The 19,497-nt window shown below is 66.9% G+C and carries 17 protein-coding genes; 6 read left to right on the forward strand and 11 right to left on the reverse strand.

Translation table 11 applies throughout. From position 1 onward, the window contains the following. Positions 1–38: 38 nt before the first annotated feature. The 3 genes from ABZS29_RS22095 to ABZS29_RS22105 are packed head-to-tail and all read right to left on the reverse strand — an operon-like array spanning position 39 to position 3,555. Complete coding sequence (locus ABZS29_RS22095; RefSeq protein WP_355464148.1) at positions 39–566, reverse strand: ferritin; 528 nt, start codon at positions 564–566, stop codon at positions 39–41. Positions 567–617: 51 nt separating this feature from the next. After that, positions 618–2,510: a DUF2264 domain-containing protein gene (locus ABZS29_RS22100; RefSeq protein WP_355464149.1), complete on the reverse strand. Its 1,893-nt coding sequence runs from the start codon at positions 2,508–2,510 to the stop codon at positions 618–620. Between the two features lie 28 nt (positions 2,511–2,538). Continuing rightward, positions 2,539–3,555: a hydroxyacid dehydrogenase gene (locus tag ABZS29_RS22105; RefSeq protein ID WP_355464150.1), complete on the reverse strand. Its 1,017-nt coding sequence runs from the start codon at positions 3,553–3,555 to the stop codon at positions 2,539–2,541. A gap of 192 nt (positions 3,556–3,747) precedes the next feature. On the opposite strand from ABZS29_RS22105, the gene ABZS29_RS22110 reads away from it, so the two are divergent. After that, positions 3,748–4,662 carry a PAC2 family protein gene (locus tag ABZS29_RS22110; protein ID WP_355464151.1) on the forward strand — a complete coding sequence of 305 codons (915 nt, stop codon included), beginning with the start codon at positions 3,748–3,750 and terminating at the stop codon, positions 4,660–4,662. 172 nt (positions 4,663–4,834) lie between these two features. Here the strand turns inward: ABZS29_RS22110 and ABZS29_RS22115 are convergent, their stop codons facing one another. Beyond that, a complete protein-coding gene (locus ABZS29_RS22115; protein ID WP_355464152.1) occupies positions 4,835–5,269 on the reverse strand; it encodes a DoxX family protein in 435 nt (144 codons plus the stop codon). Positions 5,270–5,426: 157 nt separating this feature from the next. On the opposite strand from ABZS29_RS22115, the gene ABZS29_RS22120 reads away from it, so the two are divergent. Together ABZS29_RS22120 and thrS are read left to right on the forward strand one after the other, a co-directional pair. Then, positions 5,427–6,266 (forward strand): acyl-CoA thioesterase II, encoded by an 840-nt coding sequence (locus tag ABZS29_RS22120; protein ID WP_355464153.1) that lies wholly within the window; start codon positions 5,427–5,429, stop codon positions 6,264–6,266. A 135-nt stretch (positions 6,267–6,401) separates the two neighbouring features. After that, the gene (gene thrS, locus ABZS29_RS22125) at positions 6,402–7,673 is read left to right on the forward strand and encodes a threonine--tRNA ligase (RefSeq protein ID WP_355464154.1); all 1,272 of its coding nucleotides are present in this window, start codon (positions 6,402–6,404) and stop codon (positions 7,671–7,673) included. Here thrS and ABZS29_RS22130 read toward each other — a convergent pair. The 4 genes from ABZS29_RS22130 to ABZS29_RS22145 are packed head-to-tail and all read right to left on the reverse strand — an operon-like array spanning position 7,655 to position 11,888. Continuing rightward, positions 7,655–8,524, reverse strand: a complete 870-nt coding sequence (locus tag ABZS29_RS22130) for a MaoC/PaaZ C-terminal domain-containing protein (RefSeq protein WP_355464155.1) — start codon at positions 8,522–8,524, stop codon at positions 7,655–7,657. The genes thrS and ABZS29_RS22130 overlap by 19 nt on opposite strands. Before the next feature lies 1 nt (position 8,525). Then, complete coding sequence (locus ABZS29_RS22135; RefSeq protein WP_355464156.1) at positions 8,526–9,872, reverse strand: 3-oxoacyl-ACP reductase; 1,347 nt, start codon at positions 9,870–9,872, stop codon at positions 8,526–8,528. 10 nt (positions 9,873–9,882) lie between these two features. Continuing rightward, entirely contained in the window at positions 9,883–11,160 is a 1,278-nt protein-coding gene (locus tag ABZS29_RS22140; RefSeq protein ID WP_355464157.1) for an acetyl-CoA C-acetyltransferase, read from the reverse strand. Further along, positions 11,157–11,888: a TetR/AcrR family transcriptional regulator gene (locus ABZS29_RS22145; protein WP_355464158.1), complete on the reverse strand. Its 732-nt coding sequence runs from the start codon at positions 11,886–11,888 to the stop codon at positions 11,157–11,159. Before ABZS29_RS22145 ends, ABZS29_RS22140 begins: the two co-directional genes overlap by 4 nt. A gap of 110 nt (positions 11,889–11,998) precedes the next feature. On the opposite strand from ABZS29_RS22145, the gene ABZS29_RS22150 reads away from it, so the two are divergent. Beyond that, positions 11,999–13,327, forward strand: a complete 1,329-nt coding sequence (locus ABZS29_RS22150; protein ID WP_355464159.1) for an acyl-CoA dehydrogenase family protein — start codon at positions 11,999–12,001, stop codon at positions 13,325–13,327. 199 nt (positions 13,328–13,526) lie between these two features. Here the strand turns inward: ABZS29_RS22150 and ABZS29_RS22155 are convergent, their stop codons facing one another. Continuing rightward, the gene (locus ABZS29_RS22155) at positions 13,527–14,234 is read right to left on the reverse strand and encodes an alpha/beta hydrolase (RefSeq protein WP_355464160.1); all 708 of its coding nucleotides are present in this window, start codon (positions 14,232–14,234) and stop codon (positions 13,527–13,529) included. Between the two features lie 169 nt (positions 14,235–14,403). Here ABZS29_RS22155 and ABZS29_RS22160 point away from each other — a divergent pair, with 169 nt between their 5' ends. Then, entirely contained in the window at positions 14,404–15,063 is a 660-nt protein-coding gene (locus ABZS29_RS22160; protein WP_355464161.1) for a GntR family transcriptional regulator, read from the forward strand. An 810-nt stretch (positions 15,064–15,873) separates the two neighbouring features. Then, entirely contained in the window at positions 15,874–17,208 is a 1,335-nt protein-coding gene (locus ABZS29_RS22165) for a hypothetical protein (protein WP_355464162.1), read from the forward strand. 494 nt (positions 17,209–17,702) lie between these two features. Here the strand turns inward: ABZS29_RS22165 and ABZS29_RS22170 are convergent, their stop codons facing one another. Next, a complete protein-coding gene (locus ABZS29_RS22170) occupies positions 17,703–18,233 on the reverse strand; it encodes an NUDIX hydrolase (protein ID WP_355464163.1) in 531 nt (176 codons plus the stop codon). Positions 18,234–18,282: 49 nt separating this feature from the next. After that, positions 18,283–19,449, reverse strand: coding sequence for a helix-turn-helix transcriptional regulator (locus ABZS29_RS22175; RefSeq protein ID WP_355464164.1), 1,167 nt, complete (start codon positions 19,447–19,449; stop codon positions 18,283–18,285). Positions 19,450–19,497: the final 48 nt, after the last annotated feature.

A 19,497-nucleotide genomic window follows, 5' to 3' on the forward strand; every position in this document is an offset into this window, starting at 1 on the left:
CGACAGAGCAAAGTTAAATCGGGTTTACAGCTCTCGGCTCAGACCGTGCCGCCGGCCGCGGTCGGCGCCGTCGGGTCGCTGCCGCCGTCGCCGACGAGCTCGCGGGCCAGGAAGTCCTCGAGGTGGAACAGGTTGTCGCCGGCCCGCTTGGCGACGTTGACCAGCGTGTTCATCGCGGAGACCTCCTCGACCTGCTCCTTGAGGAACCACTGCATGAACTGCTCGCCGACGTAGTCGCTCTCGTCGCGCGCGGTCCGGGCCAGCGTCTCGATCTGCTTGGTGACCGTGATCTCCTGCGCCAGCGCGAGCTCCAGCGGCTCGAGCGCGGTCTTGAAGTCCGACGCCACCTCGCCGACGCCCGGGATGTGCGGCCGGATGTCCTTGTCCAGCAGGTACTGGACCATCATCATCGCGTGGTTGCGCTCTTCCAGAGCCTGCTTGTAGAAGTGCGCGGCCAGCTGCGGAAGGTCCTGGTCGTCGTACCAGACGGCGACCGCCACATACTGCTGGGACGCGGTGAATTCGTTGCGGATCTGCTCCTGCAAAAGCTTCTCGTACGTGCTCATGCAGTCAATGTAGTTCTCCCGCGACGATTTCTCATCGTTGGCGAGGCTGGCCTAACCACCCAGAGTGACGACCTCGGAATCGCCGCCGGGCAGCGTGATCCGCACCGTCGTCCCGGTCACCGCGACATCGATGCCTTCGGCAAGCGCCTCGGGCCGGAGCGCGTCCCGGGTCAGCACCACGGCGCTGACCAGCACCAACGGTTCGCCCTGGTGCGGTGCGGTCAGGTACGGCGTCGCCGAGTGCGGCCCGAAGGCGTTGGCCCCGAGACCGCGGTGCACGCCGGCCGCGTCGTACCCGTGCAGTCCGACGATCGCGGACAGTAGTCCCTCGTCGTTGCGCGCGGACGCCGCAGTTGTCGAAGCAGTTGCCGACGGCAAGGAACCGCCGGCGACAGCGAAGCCGCCGCTGCGCACGAGAGCGCCGGCCGGTCCTTCGACGAGGGCGCACCGGATCTCCCAGCCGCTGTGCACCACCGACGTGGTCTCGATCCGCCAGGGGCCTTCGGTACCGAGCCAGGCGTTGTGCCACGAGGACGCCGTACGGGAGGTGATCCCGAGCCTGCGGATCCGTCCGCGCCCGCTGACCTGCCCGTCGCTGACCAAAGTGATGAGGTTGTCGATCCGCGGCGCGTCGTCGCTCAGTTCGGGCCCGGCGTGGTTCGCATAGGCGAGCCGGTTGTAGTGCGGGTCGCCTACCGGCTCAACGCCCTCGGGCTCCGCCAGCGGCTGCTTGTCCGAACCGTGGTTGATCAGCTGGACGACTTGATCGTGACGGCTCGCATGCACGAGCCACCCCGGTGCCGGCATCGTCCGTACCTGATCGGCATCGTCCAGCGGAATCGTGTCCTCGGGATCTGCCCAGACCGGGTGCTCCGGCGGCAGGATCAGTCCGACGAACCCCTTCGAAGCCCAGTACGGCGAACCGGGCCCGGAGTACGACTGTGTAGCCGGCAAGAACGTGTCGTACCAACCGAGCGTCAACAACCCACGCTCATCCGGTACGCCGTGCTGCACGAAATGCCGCGCGATGCCGGAGCAAAGCCGCCGAGTCTGACCAGGCGACAGGGGAGTGGCGTCCAGCAGCGCACCCATCCAGTACGGCGCCGCCGCAGCCATCCGGTAGGTGAGCGAACGCCCCTGATAGATCGGCGCACCGTCGTTCCCGACCAAGTGCACCGCGTCCTCGAGGAACAGACTCAGCCGCTCCTTGTAGACCTTCAACCGGTCCTCGTACGCCGCTCCCGGCGTGGCCGCCGCCATCCGCGCCCACAGTCCCGGGTAGAGGTGCATCGCCCAGCCGATGTAGTTGTCGAACGCCTGCCCATCACCATCGGAGTACCAGCCGTCGCCGACGTACCAGTCCTCGATCCGGTCCAGCCCGCCGTCGATGTCCTCCTGCGAGTACGGCGCCCCGACCGACGCCAGGAACTGCTCGCTGACCACCTGGAACAGTCGCCAGTTGTTGTCATGCGTGGTCGACCCGATGAACCCACCAAGCCACTCGGCCACGTGCTGCTGCGCTCGGTCGTCGAGCCGGGCCCAGATCCACTCGCGGCTCTCGTGCAGCGCAACCGCGATCGCCGCGGCCTCCACCATCTGCTGCGACCGCGGCGTCAACCGCAGCCACGACTCCGGGTGGTCCGGGTTGGCCCCGTTCGCCACGCCCCGCGCGTACCGCTCGATCAGCGCGTCGCAGCCCTTGCCCTGCACGCCCGCGATCCGGAATGCCGCCAACATGAACGACCGCGCAAACCCCTCGAGCTGGTCAGACGCCGTACCGGACCGGCTCGCCCGCCCCGGCAACGCAATCAACGCCGACCCAGGCGAGAAGTACGGCACCAACGAGTCGAGCAAGTGATCCGCCAGAGCCTCCCAATGCGCTCGGGTCCAGCCGGTCTGGCGGGAGAGGACGCGATCCGTGTCAGGCAGGATAAGGCGGCTCATTCGACCATCCGATCTGGTTGCGGAGGAGTTAGGCGAGGCGGCCGAGCTCGCCCGGGCTGATGGCGTGTTGTAGCGGACGGCCGGCGGTCAGATGCTCGAGCTCGCTGACGGCTAGTTCGCCGAGGCGCGCGATCTCGGTACCAACCGCGCCGGCGACGTGCGGTGTGATGAAGACGTTCGGCAGGTCGAGCAGCGGCGAATCCGCGGGCAGCGGCTCAGGATCGGTCACATCCAGTACGGCGTCGATCCGGCCGGAGACGCATTCCGCTTCGAGCGCGGCGGCGTCGATGATCTTGCCGCGAGCCGTGTTGATCAGCACCGCGCCGTCCTTGAGCAGGCCGAGCAGGTGCGCGTCGACCAGGCCCGTGGTCTCGGGCAGCAGGGGAGCGTGCACGCTCAGGATGTCGCTGCGCTGGAAGAGCTCGTCGTTCGAGACCAGTTCGGCGCCGAGCGTGGCGGCTTCGTCCGCGTTCAGATACGGGTCGCTGATCAGGACCTCGAGGTCGTACGTCTTCAGCCGCTCCGCGACCAGGCGCGCGATCCGCGACGCCCCGAGCAGGCCGACCGTCGTACCGTAGCTGCCCGGCATCCCGTGCGGGTCGGCCTTGCGGCGCTCGATCCGGTACTGCGCCGCGAGGCGGAACGCCCGCTTGCCCGACAGCACGATCGCGGCGACCGTGAACTCGGCCACCGGCAGCGCGTTGGCGAAGGCCGCCGACGAGACCTGGATCCCGCGCTCGAACGCGATCGGATCGACGATGTGCTTCACCGAACCGGCCGCGTGCAGGATCGCCTGCAGCTTCGGCGCCGCGTCCAGCACCTCGGGGCCGATCCGCGGGCAGCCCCAGCCGGTCAGCAGGACGTCCACGTCGGGAAGCGCGGCGGCGATCGCCGGGTCGTCGAGGAACGACGTACCGGGCCCGACGGGGAGGACGGTCGCGACCGCGTCGAGGCGGGCCCGGACGTGCGGGACCAGCACGCGACTACGGCTGGCGTCGTTCATCGCCAGCATCACGGTCAGGGCAGGAGCGGAATCGGTGCGCACAGGAGCACCGTAGCAAGCGCTTTCCCAGCCTGTCTCCTGGTGTACCGCGTCCCGGGCGTGGCGGGCGGAAAAATTGTTCAGGTTTTTCCCGCGGACCGGAATGCCGGACCGGACTCCGGACGTTGTCACCTGACAGGGCAGGATGGTGGCGACGCCGAACCCGCCCGGACGGCGACGATGAAGGAGACGACGATGCTGCGACCGGACGACCTCTACGAGATCGTCGACGAGTCGGTGGCGACCGGCCCGGCGGCGACCCCCAAGGTGCTGGTGCACTCCCTGGACGGGTTCATGGACGCCGGCCAGGCCGGCCGAGTGACCGCGGACCACCTGCTGGAGACGCTGGAGAGCAGCCTGCTGGCGCGCTTCGACGTCGACCTCCTGCACGACTACCGTGCCCGCCGGCCCGAGGTGACGTTCTCCGAGGACCACTTCACCGACTACTCGCCGCCGCAGCTCAACCTGTGGCTGCTCACGGATGATGCTGGCGTCGACTTCCTGCTGCTCGAGGGCCCGGAGCCGGACAACCACTGGAACCGGTTCGCCGGTGCGGTGCGCCAGCTGATCGAGCTCTACAACGTGAACCTCACCATCGGCGTGCACGGCATCCCGATGGGCGTCCCGCACACGCGGCCGCTGGGTCTCACCGCCCACGCCACCCGCCCCGAGCTGGTCACTCGCTCGAACATCTGGGACGGCGAGATGCGCCTCCCGGCGAGCGCGGGCACGATGCTCCAGGTCCGCCTCGGCGAGGCCGGCAAGGACGCGATGGGCTTCGCGGTCCACGTCCCGCACTACCTGGCGGAGAACCGCTTCCCGGGTGCCGCGTTGGCGCTGGTGCACGCGATCTCGGCCGCGACCGGCCTGCTGCTCCCTAGCAAGGCCCTACTCGACGAGGCCGCGGTCACCGGCCGCATGGTCGACGAGCAGGTCGAGGCCTCCGACGACGCGGCCGCTGTCGTCAACGCGCTCGAAACGCAGTACGACGCTGCCGCCGGCTCGGTCAGCCGCAAGAGCCTGCTGGCCGACTCCACGCCGTCCGCGGAGGAGCTGGGCGCCGAGGTCGAGCAGTTCCTCGCCGAGCTGAACCGCGAAGACGACAAGTAGTCCCCACCAGACGGCGTCGGCCCACCCCGGGGCGGGGGTGGGCCGACGCTTTTGTTGGGCCAGGTGCTGTACCGACGGACTGTTACTAGGTGGCGTTGCCTCCGCGTTTCAACGCTGTCATGGCTCGCCGGGGCGCTCCAGGGCAGCGCACTAACAGTCCGTCCGTACGCGGCTACACCGACACCGATTCGCGTTCTGGCGTGCGGACGATCAGCCGGTCGAGGCTGAAGCGGCCGGGCCCGACCGCGGCGAGCGTGAGCGACAGCAGGCCGAGGACGGCGACGAGTTCCCAGCCGCCGTCGGAGGCGAAGACGCCGTTCGACAAATGCACGAAGGCGAACGCGCCGGCCATGTCCAGCGCGAGCAGTACGCCGACGATCGGCGTCAGCACGCCCACGATCAGCGCGATGCCGCCGAGCAGCTCGGCTCCGGTCGCGTAGTACGCCGAGAGGGTCGGCGCCGGAACGCCCATCTTCTCGAACGCCTGGGCGGTGCCGTCGATGCCGTTGGTCCGGAACTTCTGCCAGCCGTGCGCGACGAAGACGACGCCCAGACCGACCCTCGAGATCAGCAGGACGAGGTCACGGGCGATGGGGGGCAGCTTCACAACAGGTCTCCTCGGTCAATCGCTTGGTGGTTGAGCTCTCAATCAATACCGTACCCACAGCGACCGAAAACTCACCGAAAGAGTCCGCGTGACGGGATCCACAGGTCCCCGGTGTGGAATGACACGGCGTTGATCGAGCGACCTGTCAGGATGAGGCATGCCTGAGTCGCTGGAAGACCTGGTCGAGCTGCTCGACCTGGAGATGATCGACGTCGACCTGTACCGCGGACGGCAGCCGCAGACCGCGCTGCAGCGGGTGTTCGGCGGCCAGGTGCTCGGTCAGGCGCTGGCGGCCGCGGGTCAAACGGTCGACGCCGGGCGGATGGTGCACTCGTTGCACGGCTATTTCCTGCGCGGCGGCGACACCGCCGTACCGATCATCTATCGGGTCGAGGGCACCCGGGACGGTGGCAGCTTCTCCAGCCGGCGGGTCGTCGCCTCGCAGCACGGCAAGCCGATCTTCTACATGTCCGCGTCGTTCCAGAAGCCCGAGCCCGGACTCGATCACCAGGAGCCGATTCCGGACGACGTCGTACCGCCGGACGAGGCGCCGACCCTCGCCAGCGTGCTGGAGGCTCGATCCGGTCGCGCGGCAGCAGACTGGGACCGCGAGTGGGCGGCGCTCGACGTCCGCCTGGCCGGGGTGACTGGACGCCAGTTCTGGATCCGTGCCTCCGGCAAGCTTCCCGACGAGCCCGCGCTCCATGCCTGTGTGCTCGCCTACGCCAGCGACCTGACGCTTCTCGGCGCGAGCCTGCTGCCGCACGGCATCGTCATCGGCGACCGCCGAATCCAGCCGGCCTCGCTCGACCACGCGCTGTGGTTCCACCGCGAGTTCCGCGCCGATGAATGGTTGCTCTACGACCAGACCTCGCCGTCGGCCTCCGGTGCCCGCGGCTTCGCCATGGGCCGCCTCTTCACCGAAGACGGCCGCCTGATCGCGTCGGTCGCCCAGGAAGGCCTCATCCGACCCATCGGCCTGGACTTGAGCAAGTGAACGGATCTGCTACCGTAGACGGCATGTTGCAGCGCGCAGTAGTGACGACGACGCCGGAGTTTGTCCCGGCGCGCTGACACCTGACTGTCAAACCCCGGGGCGATTGCCCCGGGGTTTTTTCTTGCCTGCCTCGAGGTGCCGCCCCATCTCAACGAGGAGACCATCACCATGTACGACCACCGCAAACTCGGCCGCGAGCTCGGCCTGTTCGACTCCGACCCGCTGATCGGCGCGGGTCTGCCGTACTGGCTTCCGGCGGGGGCTGCCGTGCGGCACGCCCTGGAGAGCTACATCGCCGAAGTCGAACGACGAGCCGGCTATCAGCAGGTGTATTCGCCCGTGCTCGCGAAGCGAGCGCTGTACGAGATTTCCGGCCACTGGGACAAGTACAGCGATGACATGTACCCGCCGATGGACATGGGCGGCGAGGAACTCGTCCTGCGGCCGAGCATCTGTCCACACCACGCGCTTATCTACCGATCTCGCTCCCACAGCTACCGCGAACTCCCGCTGCGCTTGTCCGAACTCGGAGGCCAGTACCGCTCCGAACTCTCCGGTGTGATCGGGGGGCTGAGCCGGGTCCGCGCGATGCAGCTGAACGACGCGCACATCTTCTGCCGCCTGGACCAGGTGGCAGAGGAGGCGGCGGGAGCACTCTCCCTGATCAAGCAGGCGTACGCCGACCTCGGCATCAGCGCCGCCCGGTACGTGCTCGCGCTCCCGGCCGAGGACGCAGCCATCGGCAGCCCGAACAGCAAGTACGTCGGCGATGCCGGGAGCTGGGCGCGAGCCGCCGAACTGCTTCGCGAGGTACTCGACAACGCCGGAGTCGAGTACGTCGAATCGCCGGGCGACGCCGCGTTCTACGGACCGAAGATCGACATCCAGGTGGTCGATTCGGCCGGCCGCGAGTACAGCCTGTCGACCATCCAACTCGACTTCAACCAGCCCGAGCGGTTCGGCCTGGAGTACGTCGGTGCCGACGGCAACAAACACCGGCCGGTGATGGTGCACCGGGCGATCGTCGGGAGCATCGAGAGAGCGGTTGCTCAGGTGATCGAGGTGCACGGTGGGGCGTTCCCGGCCTGGCTCGCGCCGGTGCAGCTCGTGGTGCTGCCGATCTCCGACGACGAGGAGAAGCTCGCCGTCGAGGTCGCCCGGCGCGCGTCGTCCCGTGGACTCCGGGTGGAGGTCGCCCATGCCGACGAGGGCAACCTCGGAGCGCGGATCCGCGAGAACCGGCTGGCGCCGTACCAGGCGATCCTCGGTGCTCGCGAGGCCGCGGCCGGGCAGCTCGCGATCCGCGAACGCGACGGCAGCCGCCGCGACGCCGCACCCATCGGCGAGGTGCTCGACCAGATCGCCCGAGAGGTGGTGCCCGCCGCGGTTCAGTCCGCCTGGAGCTGACCGATCAGGTGGGTCACTTCGTGGGCGTCGTCGTACAGAACGAAGTCGGTGGTCTTGCCGCCGACGGCGTACCCGAACTGGACGCGGGAGGGAAGCAGCAGTGGTTTGCGGAAGTCGACCCGGACGGTGAACGCCTCCGGTACCCCGCCCGATCCACGCAGTCCGGCCCGCTCCAGCGAAGCGAGCGCCGCGGCCTTGGCCCACATGCCATGCGCGATCTGCCGCGGGAACCCGAACGCCTGCGCGGTCAGCTTGAACAGGTGGATCGGGTTCCGGTCGCCGGACGCAGCGGCGTACCGGCGACCGAGGTTCCCGCGAAGATCCCACCAGGCCTGCGGCGGCAGCTCGGGATCCGGCAGCAGGTCGACGTGGCCTTCGGACCCCTTTGCGCGGCTCAGCAGCGTCGTCAGATCGGTCCACACCACGTCACCGTCGACGAGCACCTCGCTGACGATGTCGAAGACGATCCCCTTCGGGTGCGGGCGCTCCGGCGTACTGTGCACGCGGATCGCGGGCTCCGCATGGATCGGCAGCGGCCGCTTCTGCGTGATCGTGTTGGACAGGTGCACGATCCCCATCGGCTTGTAGGGGAACGACGGATCCGACATCAGATCCAGGTGCAGCGGGAACGCCAGCACATGCGGGTACGTCGGCGGCAAAGCCGGGCCGGCCGGGAAGCCGGTGACCTCGCGGTACGCCGCCAAGTGATCCTGATCGATCGCCGAATGCGGCAGCTCGAGCGTCAGCCCGTCCGCATCAGGCTCGTAGTCCGCACGCCGCAGCGTCGCCTTCACCGTCTTCGCGTAGAGACCACCGAGGCCGGGGGAGTCGTCGTACCGACGGGTCGGCATGTCAGGCGCCCAGCAGGCTCTGGCCGCAGACGCGCACCACGTTGCCCGTGACGCCGGCCGAGGCCGGGTCCGCGAACCACGCGATCGTCTCGGCCACGTCCACCGGCAACCCGCCCTGCTGCAGCGAGTTGATCCGACGACCGACCTCGCGAATCGCGAACGGCACCTTCGCGGTCATCTCGGTCTCGATGAAGCCCGGCGCGACCGCGTTGATCCGGATCTGCTTCTCGGCCAGCTTCGGCGCGAGCGCCTGGACCAGACCGATCACCCCGGCCTTCGAGGTCGCGTAGTTCGTCTGACCGTTGTTGCCCGCGATGCCGGCGATACTCGCGACACCGATGATCGAGCCGCCGGGCCGGATCGTGCCGGACTCGACGAGGTACTCGGTGATCCGCTCCGGCGCGCGCAGGTTCACATCCAGTACGGCGTCCCACGTGTCGGTGCGCATGTTCGCCAGGCGCTTGTCGCGCGTGATGCCCGCGTTGTGCACGACGATGTCGAGACCGGCGTACTGCTCCTGGGCGTGGGCGGCGATCCGCTGTGCAGCGTCGACCGCGGTCACGTCGAGGATGAGTTCGGAACCGCCGAGCCGGGTGATCACCTTGCGCAGTGCGTCCGCGTTCTGCGCGACGTCGACGCCGAGGATGGTCGCGCCGTCCCGGGCGAGCGTGTCGGCGATCGCGGCGCCGATTCCGCGGGCCGCGCCGGTCACCAGGGCGACCTTGCCGGCCAGCGGGCGCTCCGGGTCGTTGCCGACCAGGGGACCGGTTCCGACCCGCGCCACCTGGCCGTCGACGTACGCCGACTTGGGGGAGAGGAAGAAGCGCAGGGTCGAGTCGAGCTGCTCGTGCGCGTCGGGAGCGACGTACACGAGGTTGACCGTCGCGCCGCGCTTGACCTCTTTGCCGAGCGAACGGGTGAAGCCCTCGAGCGCGCGCTGCGCGATGTGCTGCTCGGTCGAGGTCGCGAGCTCCGGCGTCCGGCCGACCACGATCACGCGACCCGCCGGGGCGAGCTGGCGGATGACGGGGGAGAAGAAGCGCTGGAGGCTGGTCAGGTCGGCCGTCGAGGTGGCGCCGGTCGCGTCGAACACCAGCGCCTTGGGCCGGATCTGGCTCGACGCCACGCCCTCGGTCGCCGTACTGAACGAGGCGCCGATGTCGCGCAGCAGGGCCTGAATCGCCTTGCCTGCCTCGGTTTCACCGATCGCGCCGAAGACGACCGAGCCGTCGATGACGCGCGAACCCTCGGTCCAGCGCTGCAGCGGCACCGGGTCGGGCAGACCCAGGTTCTTCACCAGGGTCTGGCCGAGCGGGGTCCGGGTGAAGGTCTGGTAGCGGTCCGTCATGGGGTTGCTCCTACTTCTCGAGGATGGCGACGACACCCTGGCCGCCCGCGGCGCAGATCGAGATCAGGCCACGGCCACCGCCGTTCTCGTCGAGTTGCTTGGCCAGCGCGGCGACGATCCGCCCGCCGGTCGCCGCGAACGGGTGGCCCGCGGCGAGTGAGCTGCCGTTCACGTTCAGCTTGGCGCGGTCGATCTCGCCCAGCGGGCCGTCGAGGCCGAGCCGCTCCTTGCAGAAGATGGGATCCTCCCACGCCTTCAGCGTCGAAAGCACCTGGGAGGCGAACGCCTCATGGATCTCGTAGTAGTCGAAGTCCTGCAACGTGAGCCCGGCCCTTTGCAGCATCCGCGGCACCGCGTAGGCGGGAGCCATCAGCAGACCCTCGGCGCCCTTCACGTAGTCGACCGCGGCGGTCTGCGAATGGGTCAAATAGGCGAGCGGACGCAGGCCGTGCTCCTCAGCCCACTCGTCCGTGCTCAGCAGTACGGCGGACGCTCCGTCGGTCAGCGGCGTCGAGTTGCCGGCCGTCATGGTCGCGGTCTCGCCCTTGCCGAACACCGGCTTCAGCTTGCCCAGCTTCTCCAAGGTCGTGTCCGGGCGCAGGTTCTGGTCCTTCTCGAGACCCAGGTACGGCGTGATCAGGTCCTGCTGGAAACCACGGTCGTACGACGCGGCCAGGTTGACGTGCGAGCGGTACGCCAGCTCATCCTGTGCCTCGCGAGTGATGCCCCACTCGAGCGCGGTCAGCGCAGCATGGTCACCCATCGACTTCCGCGTCCGCGGCTCCGCGTTCCGCGGAATCTCCGGTACGACGTCCTTCGGCCGAACCCGGGCCAGCACCTTCAACCGGTCCTGGACCGACTTGGCGCGATTCAGATCGAGCAGGATGTTGCGCAGCTTGTCGTTGACCGCGATCGGCGCGTCGGACGCCGTGTCGACGCCACCCGCGATCCCGGCGTCGATCTGGCCGAGCGCGATCTTGTTGCCGACCAGGATCGCCGCCTCGAGACCGGTTCCACAAGCCTGCTGGATGTCGTACGCCGGGGTCGTCGCGGCCAGCTTCGAACCGAGCACCACCTCGCGCACCATGTTCCAGTCGCGAGCGTGCTTGAGCACCGCGCCGGCGACGACCTCACCGACCTCCTGCCCGCCGAGCCCGGTCCGGTCGACCAGCCCGTTGATCGCGGCGGTCAGCATGTCCGAGTTCGACGCGTGCTTGTACGTCTTGTCCTGGCGCGCGAACGGGATCCGGTTGCCGGCAACGACGGCCACCCTGCGGGGCTCGGTCATGGTTTGTCTCCTGCTCTCCGTGCTCTTTTGGGAACCTCATAGGCGAAGCGCCCCACTGCCGTCGCCAACGTCGCGGTGATCGCGGTCGCCCGCACCGTCGCCACCTCGGCATGATGCACCACCGGGTGCCCCGGCTTCCCGCTCGACACGATCAGCCCGACCCTTGCCATATGCAACGATCCGAGCGTCTGCGTGTACAGATGGTTGGCCAGGTACGCCGTGTCCGCCTTCGCGAACGCGCCACTGCGCTGGCCGGCTTCCAGGACGACGGCGATCCGGTTGAGGGCTGCGGCCATCGCCGTACCGAGGGTGATCATGACCGGCTCGGTGATCTCGCCGAACAGCTCCTCGCCGGTCCTTCTCAGCAGGCTCATCGCACAGTCGGTGAAGGCCGGGAACTCCAGGCAGAAGTCGACGAATACTTCGCTGAGCGCCTTGAGCCGGTTGAGCGGTGCTTTGCGCGCGTTGTCGACCTCTTGCAGTCTTTGGTCGAGCTCACCGAGGTAGTCGACCAGTGTGAGCGCGAACAGCTCTTCCTTGCCCGCGAAGTGCCGGTAGATCAGCGCCTTGTTGATCCCGACCCGCTTGGCGATATCGTCGATCTGAGCGTCGATCGTGCCCCGCTCGTCGAACAGCTCCCGGGTCGCGCGGATGATGTCCCGCTCCCGGTCACGCCGACGCTCCGCCGTGGTCCGGCGGCGTCCGATCGCGAGCAGCGCGGAGCTCATGCACCGATCTTAGCCATACCGGTACCCCCTGGTGCAAACGACGGTTACACTCATCGGTAACATATGCGTTTCGGTACCCCTGTTGTGTACGCCGGAGGATGTTGATGACGATGACCGATCCCAAGCCCGCCGTCTCCACCGACGTGATGGCACTGGCCGGCGAGCTCGGCGCCGAGCGGTCGAAGCCGGGCTGGAGCCCCTTCTCGTTCGCCCTGAACGACGAGCAGCGCGAGATCCGCGACTGGACCCACGCCTTCGCCGCCGACGTCATGCGCCCCGCCGCCGCCGAATGGGACGAGCGCGAGACGACGCCCTGGCCGGTCATCCAGGAAGCCGCCAAGATCGGCCTCTACGGCCTCGACATGAACATCAACCTCTTCGTCGACCCCTCCGGCCTCCTGATGCCGCTCGTCCACGAGGAGCTCTTCTGGGGCGACGCCGGCATCGGCATGTCGTTGAAGGGCACCGGCCTCGCGTCCTCCGCCATCTTCTCCAACGGCACCCCGGAACAGTGGTCGCAGTGGATGGGTCGCTGCTACGGGACTGTCGACGACGTTAAGGTGGCCGCTTTCTGCTCCTCCGAGCCCGGCGCCGGTTCCGACGTGTCTGCGATCCGCACCCGAGCGACGTACGACGAGAAGACTGACGAGTGGGTCATCAACGGCCAGAAGGCCTGGGCCACGAACGGCGGTATCGCCGACATCCACGTCGTCGTAGCCACCGTCGACCCTGCTTTGGGCACCAAGGGCCAGGCGGCGTTCGTCGTACCCAAGTCTGAGGTTCACGGTTTGGAGCAAGGCACGAAATTGAGGAAGCACGGTCTCCGCGCCTCCCACACCGCCGACGTCTTCTTCGACAACGTCCGCATCCCCGCCGCCAACGTCCTCGGCGGCAAAGAAAAGCTCGACGAGCGCCTAGCCCGCGCCCGCGAAGCCGCCGCTGCTTCAGGCTCCACGAAGGTCCGCAACGCGTCCATGGCCACCTTCGAAATGACCCGCCACATCGTCGGCGCCCAAGCCGTAGGCATCGCCCGCGCGGCGTACGAGTTTGCGTTGGACTACGCCAAGGGCCGCGAACAGTTCGGCCGCCCCATCATCGACAACCAAGGCATCGCCTTCAAACTCGCCGACATGGCCATGGAAATCGACGCAGCCCGCCTGCTGGTCTGGCGCGCCGCCAACATGTCCGCCGCCCTGATGCGAGGCGAAACCCCCGACTACCGCCACGGCGAAGGCTCCATGGCCAAACTCAAAGCCGGCGAAGTAGCCGTCAAGGTCACCGAAGAAGCCATCCAAATCCTCGGCGGCAACGGCTACACCCGCGAGTACCCGGTAGAGCGCATGCACCGAGACGCCAAGATCTACACCATCTTCGAAGGCACGTCGGAGATCCAGCGCCTGGTCATCTCCCGAGCCATCTCCGGCATGCGCATCAGGTAAGTACTTTCACCCCCGCCGGTGCTACGCCCGCTCCTTCGTCGCGTGCTACGCACCGGCCCCACCCACCCCTTGCTCTGTTGCGGGCTACCGCCCGCCCCTTGGGCGCTACCGCGCCCGACCGACTGCCCGTGGCCGGCGTGACCCGCACTCCAACCGTGGCCACGCCGACCGAATGCGGCAGTGACCGCGGATCAGCAGCTCACCGACCGGCGCGCGAAGCGCTCTTCGCGGCGTCGTCGATGGTGTCGGCGACGACGCCGGCCTGCGTCATAAACAGGGCGTGGCTGGCGGACACGTTGGTGATCTTCGCGCCGCTGCGGGTCGCCATGTGCTGGAGCATTGCCTGGTCGAACGCCTTGTCCTCCGTGGCGATGACGGCCCAGGTGGGCTTGTCGCGCCAGGCGGCGTTCTTCACCGCCGTACCGAAGACCGACATGTTGATCGGGACCTGCGAGTCCCGCAGGAAGGCAGCGTCCGCGTCGCTCGCGTCATGGGCGAACCCGGCCTTGAACTTGTCGTGGTTGAGGAAGCCGTAGCCGTCCTCGCCGACGTCGATCACGAAGTCCGGGGTTGCCGCGAAGCCCTCGTACTGCTGGCTCGTGGTCTCGCCGGCGTCGGGTGCCAGTGCGGAGACGTAGACCAGGCCGGCCACGTTCGGGTGGACTCCGGCCTCGGTGATCACCGTGCCGCCCCAGGAGTGACCAACGAGGATCGTGGGGCCGTCCTGCCGGTTCAGAACCCGGGTGGTCGCGGCGACGTCGTCCTCCAGTGAGGTGAGCGGGTTCTGCACGATCGTCACCTTGTAGCCGCGCGCCGTCAGGTTGTCGTACACGCCACGCCATCCCGAGCCGTCGGCGAACGCGCCGTGCACCAGTACGACGTTCTGGATCTCCTGGTCGGTGCTCATGTCTGGTCCTCCCCATCTCGCACCGGGAGGTCCCGGGCGGATCGTGCGAAGATCCGGCGGACGCCGTCTCTGATATGCAATATATTGCACCGGGAGTACGGTTGTTGCAAGCCCCCGCTCTGGGCGGCAACACGTCCGAAGGTGCGGGCCATGTGGTGCAATATGTTGCATGCCGATTCCCTCGGGCACTGCCGCCGTAGACCGCACCCTCCTGCGCGATGACGTCTACCGACGCCTCCGGGACGCGATCGTCGACGGAACGTTCAGGCCGGGAGAGCAGCTCAGGGACGGCGAACTCGCTGAATGGCTTGGGGTGAGCCGGACCCCGGTGCGCGAAGCGCTGCTACGCCTGGGGGCGAGTGGCTTGGTGGTGGCGCTGCCGGGTCGATCCACGACAGTCACCGCCGTCGACATTCAGGTGGTGCGAGACGCGAGAGACGTCGTCGCCGCGATGCATGAGTTGGCCGTGCGGCAGGTGGCGGGCCGGCTCACCCCGCAGGACTTGGACCGGATGCGGGACGCGAACCGCCGGTTCGCAGCGGCTGTGGCATTGGGCGATGTCGGCGCCGCCCTGGATGCGGACGAGGAACTGCACAGAATCCCGGTCGCCGCGCTCGGCAATCAGGCCCTCGAAGCCGTCCTCGAGCGCTTCGACCCGCTGATCCGCCGTGCGGAGCGAATGCGCTTCGGTGTCGACGGCGGAACGTCGGTCGATCGGCACGAGCAGCTGATCAATCTCATCGAGGCGGGCGACGCAACCGGCGCCGCATCCGTAGCCTTCGACATCTGGCACAGCCTCTCGGCCGACGACCCTGAGGCCGACGCCTGACCAGCTGCTCCCGCGAGCTGCGGCCGTAATCTCCATGATCTTCGAAGGTACGTCGGAGATCCAGCGCCTGGTCATCTCCCGCGCCATCTCGGGCATGCGCATCCGGTAAGTACATTCACCCCCTCCGGTGCTACGCACCGGCCCACCCACCCCCTGCTCCCTCGCGGGCGAACGCCCGCCTTGGGCGCTACCGCGCCCGCCGACTGCCATGGTCGGCGTGTCCCGTTGAATCGAAATCACGTCGACTGGCTAGCCCACCCCATCGGCCAAGCTCTTCGCGCGGGCTACCGCGCGTGTACGCGGCTAACGCGCGCAGTTGGCAACGCTTAGTCGGGCAGTGCCCGCATCTGCATCGGCCAGTCGGGGCCAATCTCAGCTGACCATCCAGTGGTCGCTGGCCAGATCGGAGCCGGAGAGTGTGCGACGGCGTACGATCGCACTGATGTCAAACGAGCACCACGGGATCGCGCAACGCGCGCAGGTCTACCTCACTGCGATGGACGTTTAGGTCGGGCCATCGACAGGCGCGAGCGTACTCAATTGTGGGCTCTCGTCCCGCTAGAGCAGGCGCTTTCGTTGATCGCCTTGATGCTCCGAGACCTGGATCTGGCGTCCGCCGACCATGACGCGGTCCAGATCGCTTGGGCCAAATCGGCAGGGGCCCCGCTAAATCCTGGTCTGCTGCGCGCTGTGTCGGGCCGACGGCGCCTAATCGCTCCGCAGGTTCTCCTTCTGGCGGCGATCGAAGCCCTTGCCGAGTGCCCGGCAGGACGAGCTTCCGACGGGTTGGAAGGCATTGACCATGTGCTAATGGCAATGCTGGGCATCGCCGGCGAGGCGGGTGCTTCACCAGATGACGGTGGTGGGACTTGGGGCGGACTGAGTGTCCGACTGGTATCAGAGCTCGTTGCGAACCAGCACTTCAATCGGCTAGCCAATATTCCATACCTGGTTAGCTGGGCAGAGACAACGTGGCGTCGAGGCTGGCCGCCGACCGTAGCAGCCAAGACTGCCGCGCTTGCTGGAGGTTCTCCGGCTGAGCTCTTTGAAGAGGCCACGAAGGTGTCACTCGACGACTTCATGTCTGTCTGCGTACATCTTTGGACTCAAGCACAGCTACACGGGCATGTGCGATTTCCTCAGAGCTTCTTCGACAGGCTCGGTCTCGACCGCGCTGCAGTCGACCTATTTCTTGGGGCTGCTTCTGCCGATCTCGTGACTCTCCGGTCTGCTGTGGCAAGTGAACGGGCACGCGTCGGCTCAGCCAAGTGGGCGTTCAACGCGCTCCGGCGTTACCCGATCGTGAAGTTGGCGTCAAACGAGTTTCTGGTCCTACGCATCGGATTCGTCATCGAGCGCGCGTTGGGCGTCGCGACATACTTCGATGTCGAGAGTTATCTCAAGGGCATCGACCCTCGTCGAGCGGACGCCTTCCGAGCAGCGCTCAGGAGCAGCTTCGAGGCGGACGTTGGCGCTACCTTGAAGCGGATGTTCAATTCCGGGACACTGGCGCGTCGGGTCTTCGATGAAGCCGCTATGCGAAGTGCATGGGGGAGGAAAGGGAGTGCCCCGAAGACATGTGACTTCGTCGTTGACTGCGGTAAGACGTGGCTAATGGTCGAGGTGACCGAACGGCGGCTGCCAGAGTCAGCTGTCAATGGATCGCTCGTCGCGGTCGAACTCGATCGGGAACTCGACCTCGTTCTTACCCAAAGGAAGTCTGAGCAACTCGACAGTACAGCGCGGTTGCTGCGCCGGGGCATGGCGAAGCTCTGTGGTCGCGCTCCGACGCCTGGAACCAGGTTCGTACCCATTGTAATAACACCAAACGAGGGGCTCGGATGGAACGAGGTCGTCCACCGCCGAGCCATCGAGAGGAGTCAGGAGATGGGGATGCTCGGCGGCTCGGGGGTATTGCCGTTGTGCCTGATGAGTCACCGCGACCTGCGAGCCCTTGAGGCACTCGTCGAGACGGACACCGATGCTGGGCACTTTCTCGCTCAATGGCGCGAGGATGCTCCTGGTCTGCCGTTCGATCATTATGTAATTGATGCTGGCAAGATGCTGCGCCATCCTGCCTGGGAGATGAGGACTTTCGAGGGCGTCATTGACGAATTGGTCGCCCGTATGGTCAGCGCCGACTGAGGCTGCTTGGCGCTGGCGATCCTGCGGCTACCAGCGGGGCGGATCGCTTTTGTCGAGGTTTTGGGCTGCTATTCCCTAGCTCGGATTGTCATTCGCCATCAGGAGGACCATTCAACTCGTGGTCATTCGGTCGTGGTCGCCAGGCTGCGAAGTCCTCACCACCTTGGTCATGCTCTTCGTCCAAGCCAGATTCCGTGGGCGCCAGATCGCTGACACCCGCTAAGTCGGCTGCGTTCGGCGCGGTTGGTCGAGCTACCTCAAGGCTGTGTTCGACGACAGATTCGGGGACCGCGGACGCGAAGGTGCCGTCACCCGGCACGGCGGAGGCGTTGGACGCCCATCTCGTACGCGAAGGCAATGGCGTAACCAACCGTAGGGTCAAGCATTTGGTTCTGGGGAGGCATTCTCGATGGTGCCTCCGTGCGATTCGACGTAGAGCTCCGACCGGTCTTGATTGGCCTCTCCGCGAGCGTGCCTGGCGGCTCCGGGCTCCCTCAGATCTCGCGCATTCGGTGGAGGAGTAGTAGAGCAGCGACGGTGTTGGCGGACTTGATCTCGCCGCGACGTACGAGGTCAGGGACGACCTTCAGGGGGACCCACTCGCGTCGGTCCGATTCGAAGTCGTCGACGGGGTGGCCGACGTACTCTGCGCCGTCTGCCCAGTAGATGTGGTGCAGGGCGTTGGACAGGCCGTTTGCGGGTTCGACCGTGAGGAGAAGTTCGAGAGGGCCGGCGCGCCAACCTGTCTCTTCGAGCATCTCGCGGGCGGCGGCGTCCTTGATGGTTTCGCCGTCATCGACGACGCCGGCGGGAAGTTCCCAGCCCCAGGTCTCGGTGATGAAGCGGTGCCTCCAGAGGAGGAGCACTTCGTTCTTGTCATTGACCGCCGCGGTCAGTGCGACCGGACGCTGGCGGATGAGGAAATGTGCGAGATGTCGACCGTCAGGCAATTCGACATCGGCGAGATTTACACGGAACCAAGGGTTCTCATAAACCGTTTCTTCGCCGAGGTTCTTCCACTCCATGGAACGTCCTTCAGTCGAGATCTCGGAATCAAATTCAAGGCAGTAAACCCTACCATGCGAAGAGATTCAGGCTGCGGTCGAGTCTGGCAACAGCGTCCGATGCCGCGGCTGCCCTGCTGTTGCTGAGTCCGATTCGGAGTTCACGGAACCTTGAATGCAAGCGACGCGATTCCATTCCTTCGGCGCACTGTGCCATTTCGATGCTTATGGCGGCGGCATGCTCTATTTCATTGGACTTCAATTCGAGAGTGGCCATTGATGCCAGCCGATTGACGCGACCTCGTGGGTGGTCTTCGGACTCAAGGGCCTTCCGGGCGTAGGCGAACGCCGGTCTGAGATCGCCGAGGCTGATCAGGGCTTCACCGAGCTTCGCCTCAATGAGGCCAGGCTGAACGTAGCCTGTCTCGGGTGGTTCCTCGCTGGTCCGGATGCGCTGTGCAGCCGACTCCGAGTGGGTGATCGAAACGTACGTCAGCTGACGTTCGCCCATCGCGGCGTAGGCATTGGCCTGCATGGCTCGCAGGTCCGCTTCCAATGCAGGCGAAATCTGTCTCCCTGCATAACCAATCGCTTCCTCGACATGATCCGCTGCTTGGCGGAAGTCTCTGAGGGCGAGAGCTTGGTTCACCATCAGCGCGTCGATGTATGCGCCGAAGGGGAGATCCTCCGCATCATCTGCGAATTGCAGCGCACGGCGGAAGTACCACTGGGCCGCTCCGTATTGTTCGCAGTCGTAGGAGCAGATGCCGGCCAGCGCGACGAGGGATCCCATTGCCCGTAAGGCGTCGCGGTTTCGGCTATCGCGAATGCTTCCGGCCAGGAGCGGCGCCGCGTGCTCGCTCAGAAAGCGCTCAAGCTGTACCTTCGCCGGCAGGCCGCCGGAATTGCGATACATGCGCTCGTAGTGTCGGCGCGCGTCGAGGAGTACATGTGCTTCGGGGGCGCCGAGTCGAGATGACGTGCTGCCGGGCAGGCTGTCGTGCACCTGTGGGTCTTCGGGCGGCGCTGGTGTGCCGTCGAGGACGGCTCGCAGTTCGTCCGTGCTGAGGTCGAGCGCCGCTGCGACCCTCGGGCGCAGCCACGGTTGTGGATCGGTATCGCCCGCCTCCCAGCGGCCGATGGTGGAGCGATCGACGCCGAGAATTTCGGCTAGGCGCTCTTGACTAAGCCCAGCAGCCTTCCGCTGCTGAGCCAGTCGTGTGCGCTTGTGTCCCATCGCCTGTCCCCGCCGTAGGCGCCGCCTCACTGTTACGTCAATGATGCA

The organism is Kribbella sp. NPDC005582, from assembly GCF_040605415.1.
Lineage (GTDB): Bacteria > Actinomycetota > Actinomycetes > Propionibacteriales > Kribbellaceae > Kribbella.

Bases quoted from the DNA above. Each gene is read 5' to 3' on its own strand.
- ABZS29_RS22150 (WP_355464159.1), top strand. From the start codon at position 11,999: ATGACCGATCCCAAGCCCGCCGTCTCCACCGACGTGATGGCACTGGCC.
- ABZS29_RS22095 (WP_355464148.1), bottom strand. From the start codon at position 566: ATGAGCACGTACGAGAAGCTTTTGCAGGAGCAGATCCGCAACGAATTC.
- ABZS29_RS22155 (WP_355464160.1), bottom strand. From the start codon at position 14,234: ATGAGCACCGACCAGGAGATCCAGAACGTCGTACTGGTGCACGGCGCG.
- ABZS29_RS22170 (WP_355464163.1), bottom strand. From the start codon at position 18,233: ATGGAGTGGAAGAACCTCGGCGAAGAAACGGTTTATGAGAACCCTTGG.
- ABZS29_RS22135 (WP_355464156.1), bottom strand. From the start codon at position 9,872: ATGACGGACCGCTACCAGACCTTCACCCGGACCCCGCTCGGCCAGACC.
- ABZS29_RS22160 (WP_355464161.1), top strand. From the start codon at position 14,404: ATGCCGATTCCCTCGGGCACTGCCGCCGTAGACCGCACCCTCCTGCGC.
- ABZS29_RS22165 (WP_355464162.1), top strand. From the start codon at position 15,874: ATGGCAATGCTGGGCATCGCCGGCGAGGCGGGTGCTTCACCAGATGAC.
- ABZS29_RS22110 (WP_355464151.1), top strand. From the start codon at position 3,748: ATGCTGCGACCGGACGACCTCTACGAGATCGTCGACGAGTCGGTGGCG.
- ABZS29_RS22100 (WP_355464149.1), bottom strand. From the start codon at position 2,510: ATGAGCCGCCTTATCCTGCCTGACACGGATCGCGTCCTCTCCCGCCAG.
- ABZS29_RS22140 (WP_355464157.1), bottom strand. From the start codon at position 11,160: ATGACCGAGCCCCGCAGGGTGGCCGTCGTTGCCGGCAACCGGATCCCG.
- ABZS29_RS22145 (WP_355464158.1), bottom strand. From the start codon at position 11,888: ATGAGCTCCGCGCTGCTCGCGATCGGACGCCGCCGGACCACGGCGGAG.
- ABZS29_RS22175 (WP_355464164.1), bottom strand. From the start codon at position 19,449: ATGGGACACAAGCGCACACGACTGGCTCAGCAGCGGAAGGCTGCTGGG.
- ABZS29_RS22120 (WP_355464153.1), top strand. From the start codon at position 5,427: ATGCCTGAGTCGCTGGAAGACCTGGTCGAGCTGCTCGACCTGGAGATG.
- ABZS29_RS22130 (WP_355464155.1), bottom strand. From the start codon at position 8,524: ATGCCGACCCGTCGGTACGACGACTCCCCCGGCCTCGGTGGTCTCTAC.